Genomic DNA, 17,461 nt, shown 5'->3' with positions numbered 1-17,461 from the left:
TTCGTCCATTCGTATCAAGGAAGCAACGTGTCTTCCTCAGCCATCTTTGCGAAGGGTGTAAGTCTTGGTTCCCAGGATAGCGCCCGTCTTATCTCGCACCAAGCGATGCGCTTGCTTGAAGTGAGAACGCAAGCAGTGTCGAAGTGCTCTCGCCAGGCGTCGGTGATGCCCTGGCATAGCCACGAAATCCAGGATCCAGAGTTGATCACCTTCGTTCCAGTCGCTAATCGGCAAGAACGGAGGATCTTGCCGAACCAAATGACTGGCGGTTTCAGGCGTTAGATATGCCCATAAGGCGTAGCCGGTCCATACCCCATCGTCGTCTTCGATCGTGACGAACTGGCCTAGGCGAATCGCAGGCCATAGCCACACATAAGCCGCTGCGATACTGAACCTCTTGCGGTCAGTCTTGAACAGAAGTTGCATGGCCAGGCCAAGCGCCTGCGCATCAACGGCATTCGGTTGCATGGGCGGTGGTTGAGCTGAATTTCTGCGCGGCAACGGCAGCGTCCGGGAAGGTGAGCAGTGCGGCAGGAATTGTTGCACGCCCGTCCAAGATTAGACCTCTCAGGTAGCTGGTGGGGTCGCAGTCGACAAGCACGACGGTTCGATGGCCAGAATTGGTGATGCCGAGTGTCTCATCTGCGACTTGGGCACCGAAGAGCAGTGTTCCCCCATGCACGCGTGGTCCCGACAGCTGGGCTGCATAAGCCATGCGGTGCGTATCAAAGAAATACAACGCGGTGGACACGTGATCGCTTGCGTAGCCTAGGACAAGCCAGTGTGGTGGTAAGCCTCTCCAAACCCGTCGCGAGGCCGCGACCTCGGTTGCGATAAATGCGGAGACCCGCTCGGGTCCCGACGACCGATCGGCGAGGATCGACCGCACCAGCTTGATCGCGCGGCGCTTAGAGACGCGATAGGAAAGGCGTGGTCGTGGTCTCAGCCAGCGTTTGGCCGCACAAAGATGAAGATCTGCGTTCGGAAGTGCGCGCACGAACGCTGCAATCTCCTCGCCAAGCTGAGACCCCTGGGTTGCTTTGCCTCTGAGGTGGTCAGAGAGCCAATCGTGGCGCTCGCCGTGCTTTGTGGGCTGATCGAACGCATAGTCAATGCGCTGTTGCTCGCAGTAGTAGCGCGCAATGAGCGCTTTGAAATGCAACGCCTCTGGGCTTGACTCAGGCAAAGCACACGCTTCTGCACAGTGATGGAGAAACGCAGCTTCAATGTGTTGCTCGATCTGGATGAGCAGTTGATCGATGTTGGCGATTGTGTTGTCGAAGTGGGAATACTTCTTGAAGAAGTAGGCAAGTGATGGAAGCGAGTGGCGAACATCACGCATCTCATTGCCGAAGAAATGACCATGTCCATCGGTGCCATGCTTCCAGCTGGGAACTGCGCGGAAGCCGCCGAAATCCAGGAACTGCGCGTTCAATGTGATGTTGTCACTTGTCGGGCGTCCGGTCCAAAGGCGATGCGCGCGACTTGCCGCAATCTGCTCGGCAAGGTGCAGGTAGAGACCAGACAAGTCAACGCCTAGGCCATTGGGATTGCCGGCATCGCGCTGCGCGTGTTCGTCGGCAAAGTGGATGGCATCTTTGACCCGCAAGCTATCTTGAAATTGATCGCTGTTTGCACTGCCTGATGTTCCGAAATACAGGCTGCGCTCGAAATGCGCTAAGCGCAGGAAAGCGGGCCTGATCAGAATGGCGCACCGCTCCGGTTCGTCTGCATCGGTGCGTGCCAGTGAGAAGCCGGCATCAATGATGGCAACAATGGGGACTGCCCCGTGGGGGAGCTCTGCGTTGAGGATCTCGCTGGCGACTGCCTCGCGAATGGCATCGTAAAGATAGAGACAGCCATGCGAGTGCGACCAATCATGGGCCTTGGAGACCAATGGCGTGGGGCCGGTTCCTTTGGCGATGAGCATGCCATCGGAGCCACAGCGGCCACTCCCTCCGTGGATTGCCCCACCGCTCCCACCATAGCGATCAGCGCCCAGTGTCCGTCCGCCGAAGCTGCCGGCAACGCAGTGAGCTTCGAGGGAGGTCACGGCGAAGCGTTCAAGCAAGGACGCTGAGATGCTGGTCCGAGTGGGCTTGTCGTGGATGGCGATGCCCAAGTCATGAAACCAGCGCTCATTGAGCCAGAGCAAGGAAGCGTCTGGCAGCTTTCCCACTGGGAAGGGCACGAGCATCGAAGTGCCCACGCTGGCGAGGTTCAACAGGTTGGGGTCGTTCTTGTCATCCATGTCCCAGTAGTCATTGGGCATTTCGCGTCCTTCTTTCTGCAGTTGTTGCGACTTCGCGTTCGATCGGCTTTAGCGATGCTACCAACCTGACGGCAGTTCGTCCTGCTGCTGCTTGGATTTCCGAAAACCACGGGACATCGACTGCATGGACAGGTAGCTTAAAAGCAGCACAGGGCATGGCAAAAGTCAGATCTGTACAGGTCTTATTCATTTTCTAATATAACTATTAATCATACGTAGGGGCGCAATTGCTGACCCAGCCGTAGCACGAAAATTCTAATAAAGAATCAAACAGCAAGAGCGCACTTATGGTTTCTGCTTTGCAGAAACCGTGCGCCAACGCTCCGCGTTGGTGCGGTGGCTTTCGCCACCTCGTTGCTATGCTTCGCTAGGCAACACAGCTTCTTCAAAACCCTGAGATTCAAATCTCATTGTTGTCGAGTTCGCTTATCTCTCGACACGGGATGTTCTGCCGCTTCTTTGTGTGCTCCCAAACAGGAGTTTCACAAATGGCGATTTATCACGCAACAATGAAGTCTTTCAGCCGAGCCAATGGCGACTCATCAGTCGCAGCAGCAGCCTACCGAGCAGGGTTTGATCTGCTCGATACGAGCACAGGGCTCGGTCACAATTATTCCCACCGAGGCGGCGTCGATTTCCACCAGATGCTCGCACCGAAGGGCGCGCCTTCGTGGTGCTTCGATGCGCAATACTTTTGGAACGCAAACGAAGCGGCCGAGACGCGCAAGAATGCGCGCGTTTGTCGGGAGGTCGAAGTATCGCTTCCGCATCAACTCGATCCACATCAACGCAGAGTGCTTGCCTTGGCGCTGGGTCAATTGCTCGTCGAGCGCTTCCAAGTGGCCGTGTTGGTGGCAGTCCACACCCCGAGCAAGCTTGGCGATCAACGCAACCACCATGTTCACTTGCTGATGTCAGCCAGACAGGTCGGGCCAGGTGGATTGGGTGAGCGCGCCTGCGCTGAGTTTGATGCGCGACAAGGCGGTGGCACACGAGCGTTGCGGCAAATCCGCAAAGACATCGCAACGGTTATCAATGCGCATCTGAAAAATGCCGGCAACGCGACTCGTGTGGATCATCGCAGTCTCCGAGCACAGGCGCAGGAGGCCGCGCGCAATGGAGAGTTTGAACGCGCTCGTGAACTCACGCGCCGGCCCGGCAAGCACTTGGGCAAAGCCAAAGTGGCGGTGATGCGCAAAACGAAGTTCACCGCAGAAGTCAAAGGTGCAGGTGGGAAAGCTGCGGCATTAGCGCTTTCAAAGCTTGTTGCTGAACACATGAAGAAAAGCGGTAGTCTCGTGCACGAGGTGCCGCCATCTCACAGTCATGCGGCCGCACTTCGGGATCGGGCCAACGCAAAAGAGTCTGGATTGGAAGGGCGCGCAGCGGGTGGGCAGGGTCGATTGTCAGGCGCAGAGCGGGTGCGGCAGATCAAAGAGCGCTTGGCGCGTGCGCCAGCGCCAAGCGCAGGACTCTACACGCCTTACAGTGGTCAGACCCGACATCTGGGCCGTGTGACGCGTCTGGCTCGTTCTTCGGGCCGAAAAGACGCGGAGGTGCTCAATGCGGAGGCGCAGCTCATCGAAGACTGGCTCGAAGCGCAACGGGAGGTCGCGCAGCAGTCTTTGGAGGTGTTGCGGCAGATCCCAGGGATCCAGATTGAGCAGGAATTTCAGCAAGCGTACGGGTCGCTGATCTGCCGGCGGGTCGACAGCTACGCCACCAAGCCTTTCTTGTTCGAGGACACGGAGATGCTTGCTCGCTCAATCAGTAAATATGCCCACATGTTGGTGCGACCCTACAAAGCGCGAATGGCCGTGCTGGATGCGCAGGCCAAGCTTTCTGAGCATGAGGACAACCCTGGCACGCAAGCGGCAGCAAGGGCTCGCCAGAAATTGGCTCGCGCCAAGGTGCATGTATCGCCTCGCGTCCAAGCCATTCAAGCGTGGCGCATCAAGCGGGCTCGAAAGGCGATGGTGGACGCAGGTGAGGCTTTGGAGAAGAACTTTGCCCCACAGCCGATCGAGGTGCTGACGCCTGAGACATCTGGCGATGATGCGCTTCCACCACAGGCCGAAGGTGATGCCGGGCATTGGGAGTTGAAGTTCCGTCCGCCCAAGCCAAGTCTATGACGGCTCAGATAATTCTGACCATTGACCGTGCACCATGCTGATGGTGCGCCTAGGCATTTGGCTGGAAGCTAGGGTCGTCGCAGAAGGTTCCCGCCAAATGATCGGAACAACGCCGCCCGCCATTGGCACCCGGCGCCGAGATTGAGGCTTCAATCCCAGCGATACAGGAGCCCCCATGCGGGGCTCTTTTTTTCGTGATCCGGATTCTATTTCACGCTTCTGGATGGGGTTAGGAGCGGTGCTGTACAGATATCGGCCACGGACTTAGCTTTGGCAGAACTGGGGCATGCTGCAGCCGCCAGCCGAAGCGTGCTTCGCGTCGATGGGGCCGTCATAATTGCTGCTCTGACTGGCGGTGGGCATAGGTGTGGAGATGGAACGAGGGTGGATGATGCGAGGTGAGGGCAGGGAATTTTATGAGCTTTTTCGCTGATGGGACGGTTGGTGTTGGCTGGCGTGACGGAGTTTGACAAGATCAAGTCAGTTATTCGGCTGGCCGAACATGCAGTTGTCCAGAGCCGACCCTTTGCAAAACGGGATGATTTGCTACGGGCGCTTTCTGATGAGCTTCTGATTGGTCCTTGGCTGATCCTCAGCGGGCTTGGAATTCTCTGGAAGCGTTTTGTTTGGGTCTTGGGTTTGACAATCATCATCGCAGGTTATCTCCGCTTGTTCGATCATGCTTTCAGTGCTTCGGCAGCGTTCGCCGCGCTGATGCTTGCGACTCTCAGCGTCTATTTTGGACTCCCAAGTCGGACGATTCTGGCAGGGGTCAACGGTGGGGCCATCGATGCGCTTGCAGTAGCTATTGGTGAGCAGGTTCGCAGCAAGGACGAGCTGGAAAGACTGTCCTCCGGCGTGCAGCTGGTCAAAGTTCAAACCACTGAGCGCTTGGCACGCTTTAATGTGTTCACGGGTATTGTGTGGGGTGCGCTGTTTTGGTTTGCCGGTGCTCGCGTCTTTTCTCCAACCGTGCCGCCTGGGGTGGTTGAGTCGAGCGTTTTCCCGCTCATAGTAGCTTCTGTGTTCTTCTCCGTTTCTTTCACTGCCGCAGCGGGCTATGCCACTGCCGTCCGAGTGGTCTATCAGACGCTGGATTTTGCGCTGATTGAGGTGGGGGCTGCACTTGCAGGCGCGGATGACGCCTAGGGATGGTCTCATTGATCAGACCATCCCTAGCCCGGAACATAGGCGCTTGCAAGAAGCTGTCAATCTTGTCTTCCTGCCTCCTCCTATTGGAAGTGGAGAGCTGGTCATTCCCTCCCTGCCGCTGGGGGCTTCTTTTCGTGTTGAACCGGTGTGGCCTTTTGCTGAGGCACCCTTATTTCGATGTTGTCACTAGGCAAGATGCGGACCTCATTGAAATCGCGATCGTAAATGGCATAGCGCGTTGGACTGCTGGTGACGATCTTGCCGCGCGCGACACGTTGGTCTTCGCGCCAAAGTTCTTGCCACTGATCCTCGGGCATCGCTTCAATCTTTGCGCGTTCTTCGGCGGCCTGTTCTTTGCCTGCCTTCTCACCAACCAAGCCTGGCATTGAGACCAGAAGAAGTCCGAAAATGAAGAGCATGCCCGCCAGATAAACAGCGAAAAAAGACTGACCCAGGGCCGTGCCAACCATGCGCAGCCAAAGTGGCAGCCTTTGCAGACTAGATATCCACTCGGGTGCAGACTAGATATCCACTCGGGAGGTTTGCGACTCGGGATGCGCATCATGAAAAAGCCGAGGGCAAGCATCAAAAAAGCGGCGAGCGCTGCATGCCAAGGAATGGCTTTGAGCACCCCCAATCCTTGAAAGACCACCGCGTAATAGCCGTTGACCACCTTCCAATCGGCGTTTCGCTCAAAGAGGCCATCATTAATGCCCCATTGACGGAGGTTAGTGGTATCGGCAACGTGGCCACAGCCGTGCAGCACAAAGCCCACCATAGTGGCTAGCGCAGCAAGGCCGCCGACGAGGGTCGCCCACTTTACAAGCCGAGAGGGGGACTCAGAAGAAGTTGCGGTCATTGCTTGTATAACTCCGGTATGAGTGGTGACTAAGCGATACGTATCCTCAATCGCCGAACCAGCGTTTGAGTCGGGATTTCCAGCCCCACGATTTCCCGTTCGGCTGAGGCGTTTGATTGGTCCCGGGGCTCTGCTGGGGTGCTGATATAGACTCAGAGCCGTAGTAGCGCTGTTTAGCGCGACGATCACGGTCGCGTCCTGCTTGGATTTCTTCTTGGGTCATATCGGAAGACCACTCCACGCGACCTTCGGTGATCCAGTAGTGAGATCGGCAGGGGAACTGCCAATTGCCAATCGATGGGCGCAGCGAGACGCCGACGCCGTCATAGATCAGCTTCCAATCGGTTGGCGAAAGATTGGAAATGACTTCCTTGCCGCAGCCGCAAGCGCAGGCATGCGCAGTGCAGGGGAAGCGCGTTGAGACATATAGCACTCCCTCGTCCAATGGACGAGGGAAGCTTTCAATGAAGCGGTGCTGATAGTGGTCAACCTTCATGCGGCACCCAATGTCGAGGCCATTGAGCTCGAATGCGTGGTATATGTCGTGAGGTAGCCGCCTTTCCGCGCGGAGTAGTAGCCGCAGCGTTTCTTCCAAGCCTCAATAGCCAGGATGGCGTTGAGGGCATTGAGTTCGCCAATCTGGGCATTGGTGTTGTAAAGGTCATCCTCTCCGCCTTCGCCAAGCGGTAGCGTGGCTTTGGCGGCATCCCAGTTATCTCCATCGAGCACCGTGGTGCGAACGACGGCGTAAACCTCGTTAGCCGCATTCAACTTCACGCCCATGCCAACATCGATCACGATCACCTGTGAACCGCCTAGTGTGTTGGCAATCAGCTCACGAACCGCTCCGCGATCCACGCAGACGAAGACGGTGTCGTAGTTCAGCAGCGTTCGGACATTGACCTCCGTGACCATGACCGCATGAGCCTGGATGCGCGTATGGATCTCGCCGTAAACCTGGGCCAGATAGTTGACCTTGTAAGGGGCTTCTTTCAGGACCGAGAGAGGGACCGCGCCCGGATAGCGAAAAGCATTGTGCTGCTCGATTCGGTCACCATCGAAGAGATCAAGGCAAGCCACAGGGGCTTTGCAGATGAGATCTAGAAGGTGTGCGCCCGTTCCACCCAGGCCGACGATCGCAATGCGCTGGCCTCGGAGCTTGGCGGTTGGCACTGAGAGCCCCGCGCGGGGTGAAGCGCTGTCCTCGTAGGCAAAGACCGACTGGGACTGATCGACAACTGAAATCGCTCCAGGTGTTGCCGTGGCACGGGGATCGATGGCTTGTGCGTGGACCAAAAGCATCTTGGCGTAGGTCGACACCTGCTCGTAATAGCCGGAGTAAAGACCACTCTTGGGCTTGGACGAGAAATAGTGATCAACCCAAAGCCCGGGCGCGCGCTCCATCCGGCTGCTGCTGTTGATGATCTTGTTCAGAGGCTGGCCGAACGAGTCGCACGGAACTTGGCCGGCAAACCATGCGGTGTGGTCAGGTGCCGTTTAAGCAACATCTGCTGTGAGGTGGAGTGCAATGACCAGCGTTCCGACTGCCACGGTCTTATCGACCGTGACATAGGCGATGCCCTTGACGAGCAGGTGGTTGTCTCGGATATCCAGGTCAAACCCCTCGTCGCGCAGGCGTTGAAGTTCCGGACTACGACTTATCAGTGAGGACGACATAAAATTCCATCTCCTGCTTGATGTGGACGGTCTGGTGTTCGAGCAAGTTGCCTGCGGGGTTCTCGGCCGGGCCTTGCGCATACGACACGGTGTAAGTGGTATTGGTGTCGTGCGGGCCGGCTCCCGGATGCTCCAAACGGACCACATCCCAGTAGGACAAAGCGCGCTTGTGAACAACTGCTTCCCGGGTGTTGACGAACACCTTGATGCTCAGCGGAGCCGTGAAGAAGCGCTCAATGCCGGGTTGGTCCAGATCGATGACGGCGTTCTCGGCGATCTGCTCGTCAGGCTTTTCGCCCCGATGTTCAATCCATACATCCAGCTCTTCCGGGACGCGACCCACTTGGCGAAGGGTGGCCAGCATGAGCGGACCAGGCCAGGCGTAGCGGGTGTCATCGAGGATGAAATACTTCACGCCATCGGTCTTGGCTGCGAAAAATTGCGAGGGGGAGCCCGAAGGGGGGAGGGGACAGAGTTCGTCCAGTTCAATGACAGTGGTCGGGCCGTCTTCCGGCCAGAGCACCAACGCATGTTCAGTTTCGGGACGCAGGCGCGCGGCCGCCAAGATTTGGCGTCCCGTGGGGGTAAGATCGGCCATTGGAAAGGCTTGGCCGTTGACGACAACCGTCGAGAGGTCCGGGGGCTGGTGATGCTTGGCTTCAATGTTCATGTTGCTGCTGTCCTGTATGGAGGAATGAAATCGTTCAATAAACCGAACGACGGGCATAGGCTGCTCCCTTGCTGGACGTTCTGTCAAGTGGTATTTTTCTGTTCGTTATATCGCTATAATGTGCGGCTAGCCGCACCAGGAGTGCTTATGCCCTCGTTACTAGGTGAAAAAATTCGCGCCAAGAGGACCTCGATGGGTCTTAGTCTTGATGAATTGGCCAAGCGAACCGACACCAGCAAGGGTTACATCTGGGAGCTTGAGAATCGCGACAAGCCCAACCCGTCGATCGATAAGCTGAACAAGATCGCGGTGGCGTTGGGGCTGACGACTGAGTTCCTTCTGGGCACTCAGGACGAGAGTGTGGAAGCTTCTGTGGATGTGGCCGACCAGGCGTTCTTTCGTAACTACCAGAAGATGAGTCCTGTGGCGAAGGAAAAGCTCCAAAAGATGATGCAGATCCTCGACGGCGATTAGTGAGGGGGGTGCATGGACAAGCCAGTTACGCTTAAACGCCCAATAGCTGAGGCCAATCGATTGACACAGATGCTTGATCTGGTCAAAGGACAAGACCGCTTTCCAGTGGATGTCCAAGAGCTGGCGCTTGAGTATTCGAATCAGTGCTTCGCTTCAGAGCGCATCGCTAAAATCATGGCGATGGATATCCCTGGTTTCGAAGGTGTCCTCAAAGCCAGAAGTGACGGTCAGTGGGCGATTGGCTACAACAGCCAGCAGTCGTCTGGGCGCGTTCGTTTCACCCTTGCACATGAGTTCGGGCACTACATGTTGCATCGACAGCTGCAAAGTGCCTTCCAGTGCACATCCGAAGATGTCTACGATTGGGAGTCGACGGAGCGCAAGATAGAGACAGACGCGGATCTATTCGCGTCTTATCTGTTGATGCCGTTGAACGATTTTCGTCAGCAGGTTCAGGGACATACGGGACAGATCGACATGTTGCGCCACTGCGCTGATCGCTATGGCGTGTCGATCATGGCAGCAGCCTTGAAGTGGATCGAAATCGCGCCTAAACGTGCCGTTGTGGTCGTGGCGCGGGATGGCTTTGTGCAGTGGGCGAGATCGAACACTGCGGCGCGCAAGTCTGGCTTGATTCTTGCGGCAAAGAAGAACCTTATTGAAGTCCCGGATGGCTCTTTGCTTGCCCGGTCCGATGAGTCGGCTTCAGGGCTAATCCAACTGCAAAGTGCCAGACTTTGGTTCCCCAAAGAGCCGCAGGGCATGGAACTTGTTGAGCATATCTACGTTGTGGAGAGGGGTTGGCCTTACACGCTTGGGTTGCTGCTGCTTCCAGATGCCATCCCACTTTGGGAGCGTAGAGATGAAGGTGAAGATGAAGGCTTAGCGCCCCTTTCCCGTCCAACACGTTGGCGTTAGACGCTGGCTAATTTTGATGGGCTTCTTTAAGATCCAGGGTATCGTTTGAGGTATCGGTTTCGGGCCCTTTGTTCTGCTTGAAATCTAGGCAGATCAATGGGTTAGGGTGATTTGGATTCTGTTCCCATCGCCCGCTCCACTTCAACTTTCCACTGACGTCCACCAAGCGCCAAGGAACGTTGTAAGTGACTGATCTGGTTCTGAATTACCTCTCTTCTTCAGTCCAGTGACGTCCAGCGAAATCCACTGACTACCGGTACAAATCGGTACGTTTTGCGGTACAAAATGCGGTGAACACCCGTTCCGCATTGTTGCTGGAAGAGCAGGCCACCTGAGAACAAACATCGCATCCAACTCGCAGCATCAGGAGTTGGTACGCATGCTCACAGATATGGTCGTCCGGCAAGCCAAGGCTTCCGACAAGCCCTACACACTCGCAGACTTCGATGGTTTGTTCCTCTACGTCTCCCCTGTTGGCGGCAAAGCCTGGCACTTCCGCTACACCTGGGTTGGACAACGTGCCCGGATTTCGCTTGGCAGCTATCCCGAACTCTCTCTGCGCGAGGCGCGCGAATTTCGTGACCAGGCCCGTGCCCTCGTCGCCAAGGGCATCAACCCGCGCACTGACCGAAAGCAAAAACGCCAGGCCATCCGGTTGGCTGGCGAAAACACCTTCATGGCGGTCTACGAAAAGTGGATGGAACACCGGCAACTGACCCTGGAAGAAGGTCGTCAGAGTTCGCTGGAACAGATCCGCCGCGTGTTCAAAAAAGATGTATTCCCTTACCTCAAACGCTACACCATCTACGAGATCACCCGTCCGGTGCTGCTGGAGGTGATCGGCCGGATCGAGAAACGCGAGTCACTGTCCGTCGCCGAAAAGGTGCGCACCTGGCTCAAGCAACTCGCCGACTACGCCATGGTGGTCATTCCGGGCATGGTCGAGCACCCCGCCATCGATCTACACGTGGTCGCTGTGCCGTTGCCGCCCGTTGAGCACAACCCCTTCCTGCGTATGCCCGAGCTACCCCTGTTTCTGCAGACACTGCGCAAGTACCGCGGCATGCAGATGACCCAATTGGCCATTCGCCTGTTGCTGCTGACGGGTGTTCGCACAGGCGAACTACGTTTGGCCACGCCGGACCAATTCGATCTGGAACAAGGTTTGTGGATCATCCCGGTGATGTCGCTCAAGCAGCGCAAGATGCTGACCAAGAAGAAGCGAAAGCGCGTAACCGACATCCCGCCCTACATCGTGCCGCTGCCTGTGCAGGCCATCGAGATCGTGCGGCACATGCTCGACCTATTCAAACCAGCGCAGACATACCTTTTCCCGGGCGTGAAGCGAATCAGTGACCGCATGAGCGAAAACACGGTTAACCGTGCGATCAAGCGGTTGGGCTATGACGGCCGTCTCACCGGTCACGGCATCAGGGCGACGATTTCAACCGCCCTCAATGAGCTGGGTTACCCCAAGGTCTGGGTCGACGCGCAACTCTCACATGCTGACCCCAATCGCATCAGCGCCACCTACAACCATGCCGAGTACGTTGAACAGCGTCGGCTAATGATGCAGGACTGGGCTGATCGGCTGGATCTGTTCGAGCAAAATCAGGTTCAGATTGCCAGCACGCACCTCACCATCCACCTTCAGGGCGTTCCCACGATTGCCGGTCAGAAGGTCACGCCGCTGCCGGCGTTGGGCCAACACGCTCCCATCATGCTGGTAGCACCCAATGAGCAAACGATGCCAGCAGTCGGCGCCGGGACTCAGCGGCTCTCTGCAATACAAATGCCGGAATACGCTCTACCGAAGATCTCTGAGGTCCAGCGAGAGCGTTTGGAGGTACTGGACATTTTTGAAGGGCCCGACAACCTGGTCGTCGCGGACTATGCCAAGCTCGCGGGCAAATCGCGGCGGTGGATTACTTACGAGATCCAGGCCCGCAACCTGCTTTCAATCCAGTTGGGCAACAAGGGGCAGCGGGTACCGGTATGGCAACTCAACATGTTCAAGCGCCGCTTGGTGCAGGCGGTACTCAAGCGTCTGCACCGTGGCGTTGATACATGGGATATCTACTACGCCTTGACGCGACCTCGCGAGGAACTTGATGGCAAGTCGCCTATTGAGGCGCTCACCTCGGACAATCAGCAAGCGATGGTCGAGGCGGTTTGCCGGTCCGTATCTGAAGCAGCGACGCCAATCGTTGAGAAGCGAGTCCCCATAAACAGGATCGCCGAATGCATGTCTGAATTTTGAGGCGGGGATGAACGCCGAGCAAGGCGAATGGGGCTTCAAAAGTCATGTCTAAGTGCGAGGCCCCAAGTGCTCCTCTAATGGGTAGTCAAACCGACAAGCCTTACTGTTCCACTTACACTGGTGTTCCGTCACTCTCGCAGCATCGTCGAAGTGTGATGCGTTAAGCGCTTATCAGGAGAGCCACATGAAACCTCGGCTGAAAGTTTTCACTATCATTAGCTTGGCGATCTCCTCGCTGGGTGGATGCAACGCGTTCCTAGCCACCGGGAAGATCCCAACAGCTTCCGATCACTTGATGATTCCTCACGACCTGACAAACCAACGTCTGTTTGACTGCGCCGAACTCAGCATCAGCCAACTCTCTGCAACCGATAGTTCTTGGAGAGAGGTCACGCATAGGGACAGCACTAATGGAGTACTTGAATCCGGAACCTTTGACGATAAGAACCGCACCGGATTCCGCATGCGCATCGAACGTGCGCAAGGAGCGAACCAGGCAGATATAACGCTGAGAGGTGGCGGTCCCTACTTTATTGACCTAGGGGTGGCACAGGCGATGAACAACCTCAAGAGCTTGCTAGACTCGTGCGTCTCTAGCAGGTAGCAATAGCAAAGCATTCATGGATTGAACAGAGCATGCCGAAATATACGATTGAAGCAAGATCACTCAATGTTCTTGGTGTAGCTGGACACGATTTCTGGGTTTTGCGCGATGAGAAGGGCAAAGCTCTAGCTGAGTTACACGGCTTGGCCACTGATCGACAAACCGGCGAAGCACTTACAATAGGTACTGACGAGGCTAGGCATTCCCTTCGTGCTTGGAACCTTGCGCTCGATGGTGGCTATGCAGCCTCAGTTGGCACCGACGTGAGTCGAAGCACCTTCATTGAGGATAACCAGCAATCACGCACAGTCGCCATCGGCGATAAGGATGAGATCCTGGCGCGTTGGAACACTGCAATTAAAGCGATGCCAGAACTCAATGCACTGAATCTGAACTATCCCAAGTATGGCTTCAAGGTCTTTGGTGACACCGTTAATAGCAATTCCGCCTTCCGAACCTTTGGCGAATTGATGAGTTTACCGGTAGAGGGTTTCCCTGGCAGGGTCGAGCCGGGCCTTGGCAACCGTATGCTGTCAGAGGAACGTATAGAGGAACTGCGCTACCGCGAGCAACCAGCCCAGAACCGGGAGCTAGAGCGCACCCCGGGCAACTATCCAACACGCCAAGGTCATTCGGATCACGCTTTGATGCAGCAGATACGCGAGAAGGTCGAAGGACTAAACAGTTCCGGCCACTTGCATGCTGCAGACAATGACCGCATTAGCGCCAGCGTGTATGCGCTCGCCAAGCAAAACAACTTCAGTAGCGTTGACGAAATCGCATTGAGCAAGCAGACCAATGCCGCAGCGCCCGGCGAAAAAATCTTCATTCTGCAGGGCGCTTCAGACAACCCTGCAACCCTGCGCGCATACATGCTGACTCAGGAGGCGATACAGACGCCAGTTGAGCAATCTTTCGATAAGGTGCGAAAACTGCAAAGCAGTGAGTCGGTAACGGAGCGGGCGCAGCAGCAGCCTCCGCACCAGATTCCGGAGCAAGAAGCTCGGCAGCGGCCGACTGTGCCCTCTCTGTAGCCTCTTTTTTGCCGATAGCAGCGATGCACGACAACGCCATAAAAGGTCTATCAAAATCCCACTCCAGTTTTCACCTGAAACGCTTGTTTTCCGTGGATATCGCTACCCGTGAAGCTCGCTCGACAAACCTATCAACTGCAGGTGAGAGAGCATTAGCAGATCGAAAAAGACAGGTGTAAACCCAACGAGGAGTGCCGAGGATCTGGCGCATGACGATACCTCGATTACGGGCACTGACTATGTAACTCTGCGGCGCAATACCGATGCCATAGCCAGCCGCAACGAGTACCGTTAGCAGATCGAAGGATGTGACTGCAATACGGCATAGATGGGCGCTTCGATCATCCGTTTCTGCCTCCGTATCAAGCCCTTCAACACAAGGATCCGGATGCCAACAAATCAATGGGTAACTGAGTGTTACCTGTAATGAAATAGCACGCTTTGCGAGCAGTGGGGAACGAGCGGGCAAAGCGATGGCTAATTGGTCGCGCCACAGTGGCAATACCGCTAGGGCATCGGTGTCTACGGGCCAACCGATGCCTAGATCGAAGGCTCCTCCAAGAATGCTAGTCGTGAGTACGTCCTGGGTGACCTCTTGCAATAGCACAGATGTTTCAGGCTCTTCTGTTCGCTGAAGCGCAAGGAGATCAGCCAACTCTGGGGACAGCACTGCTGGAGCGGCGGCAACTCTGATCATTCGCGAGCAACAATTCTGGTTCATGGTCTGCCCCTCCGGACTATGTAAGGGAAAAGTCACCAAACATCATACAAAGAGTTAAGTTTAACGTGGTTTAGTTAAGCTTAATGCGTAACGCTTTTGCCGATGCAGAAGCGCACAATGAAACCAGGACGCCCAGTGGGCGCCACCACCTATGAAGCTGAGCCGGCGATTGCGTTCGGGAAGGCTGTACGTGCCGCACGGATTGCGCGCGACATATCTCAAGAAGAGCTGGCGACCCTCGCCGGCATTGAGCGCTCTCACATGGGAAAGATCGAGCGGGGGCAACACATGCCTACATTGGCGTTGATTTTGCGGGTATCCATCGCATTGAACGACAGTGCAGCCAACCTGATGACTGCTACTGAAAGCATTCTGTACGCTGACTCAGAAGGGTGAAGTGTTCGATTAGATTGCAGCGATTATCTAATTTCTATCTTTCAAACGTGTTGTGAAGCGATCCACAGAGATTGAAGGCGCAGCACTGGCAGCTTTCAGCATGTACGTCGTGATCACCGCTGATTGATTTGCCAATGGACGGATGACGATATCAGAGTGCTTGCACGGTTCCAGCTTCGCGCCAGATGCGAGGCCAATCCCGTAACCAGCCGCAACAAGAGCTAGCATAACGTCGAGCGAAGCTGCGCGCTCGATGACGTTCGGCTTCTCATCCAAGCCTCGCAACAGCTTTGTAAAGGCCTTATCGTAGCCCTCATAGGCTTGGTGGTTCCACATGATCAATGGGGCGCGGAGAAGTTCTTCGATAGGCACTTCTTTGAAAGCGAGTAGCGGATGACGGGCTGGTATCACTGCGACCATTCGTGCATGCCAAATGGGTTCAGCAACAATGCCATCGCCAACCTCTTCTGTGTGTGTGAACCCAATGGTGAAATCACCCGACCTTAGTCCATTGAGGAGCTCAGAGAGCGTGACTTCTGTGAGGCGAATTTCAACATCAGGCTCCTCCTCGCGACAACGTGCAAGAAGGTCAGATAATCTGGAATCGATCGCTCCGTCAGATACTGCGATCCGCATACTTACCCGGAAGCCCGCGGAAACCGCCTTCACATTCTCTCGGGCTTGATCCAAAGTGGTAAATAAACGACGTACGTCCAGAAGAAATGCTTTGCCGGCATCGGTCAGCCGCGTTCCTCTCCGATCACGGTTGAACAGTAAAGCGCCCAAGTCGTCTTCCAGTTCCTTGATAGTCCTGGATAAAGGAGATTGTTCGATATGGAGGCGTTCAGCTGCTCTTGTGAAGTGCAGTTCCTCGGCCAAAACCACAAAGCAGCGCAGATGTCGCAGCTCCATCCGCAAGACTCCTTAACAGTCACAATCATCTGTGCCAACAGCAGAGGGCAAGCTTGGTTCGGTTGCTGGCTCGTATAATCGCTTAGGTTAGCGATGAATTTCCTGACGCAATTCATGATATGTCGACGAGATGCGCATCAAATCAAAATAGGATATCTAGTATAAATATCGTTTAATATGCTGGCGCTGAGCAATCAGATAAATCGGTATGCAAACCGCTCAGCACATCACTTTTTTAAAATCACTCACTATCCCGAACTGAATTGCTTGATTAACATAGAGGGCTTGACTCAGGCTGCCCATAGCACATCCGTACTATTGAAACCTGAAAATCAGGTGGCTATGCTTTCAAAGATCACGAGTTAAAAAAAGCCACTTTATTACATTTAAGAAAACAGCTTAATTAAAATTTATTAAAACAGCCGTTACTGTTTATTGTGTTGTCTGAGCTACGCTGCTCTGATGCTCTCTTGCCAAATTGTGTTCTTTCGCGTGACGAATAACCAGCTCCAGCAGAGCTATCACCTGATCGGGGCGCTCACGTCGACCGGTCGCATAGAAGGCGATCAGATAAAAACAACAGGCCAGGATCAAGGGCGTCCACAGCATGAAACTACTGTCTTGCTTGGCTAGGATAGTGACAGAGGTAGCGGCAGCTGCAAAAGCTGGGAAGATGCCGATTTTTCGAATATCACCGACCAGAAGCGAGACTCGTCCGTCAACAGTACTCCAGCGATGCTTATATTGTAGCAATCCATATTCAAGGGTTATTTTGTCAAATTCAGCTAGCCTTCCGAGAAACTGAGCGTCGTCCAAAATATCGCTTTCCAACCTTCTCAATATAAGTGCAAAGCTTTTTCTACGATGTTGCCGAATGAATTGATAGAGCCCAATGCTGATAGTGGCAAAGTAAAGGAGTGAGATAACGATGAGAACCCCATTCGTAACATGCAATACGCCGATCATCTTAACTACCGGCGCACCCGGCCCATAACGATACCAACCTGCAAAACATAGAAACACGAGAATCGTGATCACGAAACTGATCATCAGCCAGTTTTCGATTTTCTTCAGCCATTCAGATGGCAACGAGGCAAGTTTCTTATCCTCAGCAAGAGTCATCTCTTCAAGTAACTCATACAGTGCAGCAAGTTCTTCGTTTCGTGGCGCCATGATCACACCGTAAAAAGTGAGTAATAGTGCATAATTCAACCAGTTGGGGAATTGCATTCCACGTGACCACCCGTTTGCATTGCCACTGACCAGTCATTTGCATTCGACGTGACCACGCGTTGCACGAGACTTGACCGGCGCACTGCATGCCCTCGACCGGCTGGAGTCTACCCGAAGCAGGCCTTCGTTAAGGAAGGTCTGAACAAC

17 protein-coding genes and 1 pseudogene are annotated in these 17,461 nt (G+C 55.1%); 8 read left to right on the top strand and 10 right to left on the bottom strand.

Features of this window, described 5'->3' with window-relative positions:
* Positions 1 to 36 precede the first annotated feature (36 nt).
* Together J7367_RS19950 and J7367_RS19945 are read right to left on the bottom strand one after the other, a co-directional pair.
* Positions 37 to 468, bottom strand: a complete 432-nt coding sequence (locus J7367_RS19950; RefSeq protein WP_057663682.1) for a toxin-activating lysine-acyltransferase — start codon at positions 466 to 468, stop codon at positions 37 to 39.
* Positions 449 to 2,272, bottom strand: coding sequence for a protein adenylyltransferase SelO family protein (locus J7367_RS19945; protein ID WP_057663677.1), 1,824 nt, complete (start codon positions 2,270 to 2,272; stop codon positions 449 to 451). The genes J7367_RS19950 and J7367_RS19945 overlap by 20 nt, the downstream gene beginning before the upstream one ends.
* Positions 2,273 to 2,760: 488 nt before the next feature.
* On the opposite strand from J7367_RS19945, the gene J7367_RS19940 reads away from it, so the two are divergent.
* Both J7367_RS19940 and J7367_RS19935 read left to right on the top strand, forming a co-directional pair.
* A complete protein-coding gene (locus tag J7367_RS19940) occupies positions 2,761 to 4,404 on the top strand; it encodes a MobA/MobL family protein (protein WP_209028977.1) in 1,644 nt (547 codons plus the stop codon).
* 456 nt (positions 4,405 to 4,860) lie between these two features.
* Positions 4,861 to 5,553 (top strand): hypothetical protein, encoded by a 693-nt coding sequence (locus J7367_RS19935; RefSeq protein WP_254894400.1) that lies wholly within the window; start codon positions 4,861 to 4,863, stop codon positions 5,551 to 5,553.
* A 104-nt stretch (positions 5,554 to 5,657) separates the two neighbouring features.
* Here the strand turns inward: J7367_RS19935 and J7367_RS19930 are convergent, their stop codons facing one another.
* From J7367_RS19930 to J7367_RS19910, 5 genes and pseudogenes are all read right to left on the bottom strand, one after another.
* Entirely contained in the window at positions 5,658 to 6,026 is a 369-nt protein-coding gene (locus tag J7367_RS19930; protein WP_057660989.1) for a hypothetical protein, read from the bottom strand.
* Positions 6,027 to 6,461: 435 nt separating this feature from the next.
* On the bottom strand, positions 6,462 to 6,911 hold the full coding sequence (locus J7367_RS19925) for a DUF6527 family protein (RefSeq protein ID WP_139792754.1): 450 nt from the start codon (positions 6,909 to 6,911) through the stop codon (positions 6,462 to 6,464).
* Positions 6,908 to 7,588: a ThiF family adenylyltransferase gene (locus tag J7367_RS19920; RefSeq protein WP_343124457.1), complete on the bottom strand. Its 681-nt coding sequence runs from the start codon at positions 7,586 to 7,588 to the stop codon at positions 6,908 to 6,910. The genes J7367_RS19925 and J7367_RS19920 overlap by 4 nt, the downstream gene beginning before the upstream one ends.
* A 36-nt stretch (positions 7,589 to 7,624) precedes the next feature.
* Positions 7,625 to 8,092, bottom strand: a pseudogene (locus J7367_RS22560) (DUF6791 domain-containing protein); the annotation flags it as partial.
* Positions 8,067 to 8,819 carry a multiubiquitin domain-containing protein gene (locus J7367_RS19910; RefSeq protein WP_057660993.1) on the bottom strand — a complete coding sequence of 251 codons (753 nt, stop codon included), beginning with the start codon at positions 8,817 to 8,819 and terminating at the stop codon, positions 8,067 to 8,069. The pseudogene J7367_RS22560 and the gene J7367_RS19910, both read right to left, overlap by 26 nt.
* A 90-nt stretch (positions 8,820 to 8,909) precedes the next feature.
* Here J7367_RS19910 and J7367_RS19905 point away from each other — a divergent pair, with 90 nt between their 5' ends.
* The 5 genes from J7367_RS19905 to J7367_RS19885 all read left to right on the top strand — a co-directional run bounded on the left by J7367_RS19905 (position 8,910) and on the right by J7367_RS19885 (position 14,052).
* Complete coding sequence (locus tag J7367_RS19905) at positions 8,910 to 9,236, top strand: helix-turn-helix transcriptional regulator (RefSeq protein ID WP_057660995.1); 327 nt, start codon at positions 8,910 to 8,912, stop codon at positions 9,234 to 9,236.
* A gap of 12 nt (positions 9,237 to 9,248) precedes the next feature.
* Positions 9,249 to 10,154, top strand: coding sequence for an ImmA/IrrE family metallo-endopeptidase (locus J7367_RS19900; protein WP_057660996.1), 906 nt, complete (start codon positions 9,249 to 9,251; stop codon positions 10,152 to 10,154).
* A 379-nt stretch (positions 10,155 to 10,533) separates the two neighbouring features.
* Positions 10,534 to 12,414 carry an integrase arm-type DNA-binding domain-containing protein gene (locus tag J7367_RS19895; protein ID WP_039570975.1) on the top strand — a complete coding sequence of 627 codons (1,881 nt, stop codon included), beginning with the start codon at positions 10,534 to 10,536 and terminating at the stop codon, positions 12,412 to 12,414.
* A 184-nt stretch (positions 12,415 to 12,598) separates the two neighbouring features.
* A complete protein-coding gene (locus J7367_RS19890) occupies positions 12,599 to 13,018 on the top strand; it encodes a hypothetical protein (RefSeq protein ID WP_039575546.1) in 420 nt (139 codons plus the stop codon).
* Positions 13,019 to 13,050: 32 nt separating this feature from the next.
* Positions 13,051 to 14,052 carry an XVIPCD domain-containing protein gene (locus J7367_RS19885; protein ID WP_039575549.1) on the top strand — a complete coding sequence of 334 codons (1,002 nt, stop codon included), beginning with the start codon at positions 13,051 to 13,053 and terminating at the stop codon, positions 14,050 to 14,052.
* 70 nt (positions 14,053 to 14,122) lie between these two features.
* Here the strand turns inward: J7367_RS19885 and J7367_RS19880 are convergent, their stop codons facing one another.
* The gene (locus J7367_RS19880) at positions 14,123 to 14,773 is read right to left on the bottom strand and encodes a LysR family substrate-binding domain-containing protein (protein ID WP_081027779.1); all 651 of its coding nucleotides are present in this window, start codon (positions 14,771 to 14,773) and stop codon (positions 14,123 to 14,125) included.
* A gap of 102 nt (positions 14,774 to 14,875) precedes the next feature.
* On the opposite strand from J7367_RS19880, the gene J7367_RS19875 reads away from it, so the two are divergent.
* Positions 14,876 to 15,169: a helix-turn-helix transcriptional regulator gene (locus tag J7367_RS19875; RefSeq protein WP_039434960.1), complete on the top strand. Its 294-nt coding sequence runs from the start codon at positions 14,876 to 14,878 to the stop codon at positions 15,167 to 15,169.
* 27 nt (positions 15,170 to 15,196) lie between these two features.
* Here J7367_RS19875 and J7367_RS19870 read toward each other — a convergent pair whose 3' ends face one another.
* Together J7367_RS19870 and J7367_RS19865 are read right to left on the bottom strand one after the other, a co-directional pair.
* Entirely contained in the window at positions 15,197 to 16,081 is an 885-nt protein-coding gene (locus J7367_RS19870) for a LysR family transcriptional regulator (RefSeq protein ID WP_039575552.1), read from the bottom strand.
* 432 nt (positions 16,082 to 16,513) lie between these two features.
* Positions 16,514 to 17,311 (bottom strand): hypothetical protein, encoded by a 798-nt coding sequence (locus J7367_RS19865; protein ID WP_046831121.1) that lies wholly within the window; start codon positions 17,309 to 17,311, stop codon positions 16,514 to 16,516.
* Between the last annotated feature and the right edge of the window lie 150 nt (positions 17,312 to 17,461).

The organism is Xanthomonas sp. D-36-1 (assembly GCF_017746155.1).
GTDB lineage: Bacteria > Pseudomonadota > Gammaproteobacteria > Xanthomonadales > Xanthomonadaceae > Xanthomonas > Xanthomonas cissicola.
The sequence above is the reverse complement of the archived record's forward strand: the minus strand, read 5'-3'. Positions and strand labels throughout refer to the sequence as shown.

What these genes read in the sequence shown, in the direction of transcription:
- J7367_RS19950 (WP_057663682.1), bottom strand. Translation starts at nt 468, where the DNA reads ATGCAACCGAATGCCGTTGATGCGCAGGCGCTTGGCCTGGCCATGCAA.
- J7367_RS19945 (WP_057663677.1), bottom strand. Translation starts at nt 2,272, where the DNA reads ATGCCCAATGACTACTGGGACATGGATGACAAGAACGACCCCAACCTG.
- J7367_RS19940 (WP_209028977.1), top strand. Translation starts at nt 2,761, where the DNA reads ATGGCGATTTATCACGCAACAATGAAGTCTTTCAGCCGAGCCAATGGC.
- J7367_RS19930 (WP_057660989.1), bottom strand. Translation starts at nt 6,026, where the DNA reads ATGGTTGGCACGGCCCTGGGTCAGTCTTTTTTCGCTGTTTATCTGGCG.
- J7367_RS19925 (WP_139792754.1), bottom strand. Translation starts at nt 6,911, where the DNA reads ATGAAGGTTGACCACTATCAGCACCGCTTCATTGAAAGCTTCCCTCGT.
- J7367_RS19910 (WP_057660993.1), bottom strand. Translation starts at nt 8,819, where the DNA reads ATGCCCGTCGTTCGGTTTATTGAACGATTTCATTCCTCCATACAGGAC.
- J7367_RS19905 (WP_057660995.1), top strand. Translation starts at nt 8,910, where the DNA reads ATGCCCTCGTTACTAGGTGAAAAAATTCGCGCCAAGAGGACCTCGATG.
- J7367_RS19900 (WP_057660996.1), top strand. Translation starts at nt 9,249, where the DNA reads ATGGACAAGCCAGTTACGCTTAAACGCCCAATAGCTGAGGCCAATCGA.
- J7367_RS19895 (WP_039570975.1), top strand. Translation starts at nt 10,534, where the DNA reads ATGCTCACAGATATGGTCGTCCGGCAAGCCAAGGCTTCCGACAAGCCC.
- J7367_RS19890 (WP_039575546.1), top strand. Translation starts at nt 12,599, where the DNA reads ATGAAACCTCGGCTGAAAGTTTTCACTATCATTAGCTTGGCGATCTCC.
- J7367_RS19885 (WP_039575549.1), top strand. Translation starts at nt 13,051, where the DNA reads ATGCCGAAATATACGATTGAAGCAAGATCACTCAATGTTCTTGGTGTA.
- J7367_RS19880 (WP_081027779.1), bottom strand. Translation starts at nt 14,773, where the DNA reads ATGAACCAGAATTGTTGCTCGCGAATGATCAGAGTTGCCGCCGCTCCA.
- J7367_RS19875 (WP_039434960.1), top strand. Translation starts at nt 14,876, where the DNA reads ATGCAGAAGCGCACAATGAAACCAGGACGCCCAGTGGGCGCCACCACC.
- J7367_RS19870 (WP_039575552.1), bottom strand. Translation starts at nt 16,081, where the DNA reads ATGGAGCTGCGACATCTGCGCTGCTTTGTGGTTTTGGCCGAGGAACTG.
- J7367_RS19865 (WP_046831121.1), bottom strand. Translation starts at nt 17,311, where the DNA reads ATGCAATTCCCCAACTGGTTGAATTATGCACTATTACTCACTTTTTAC.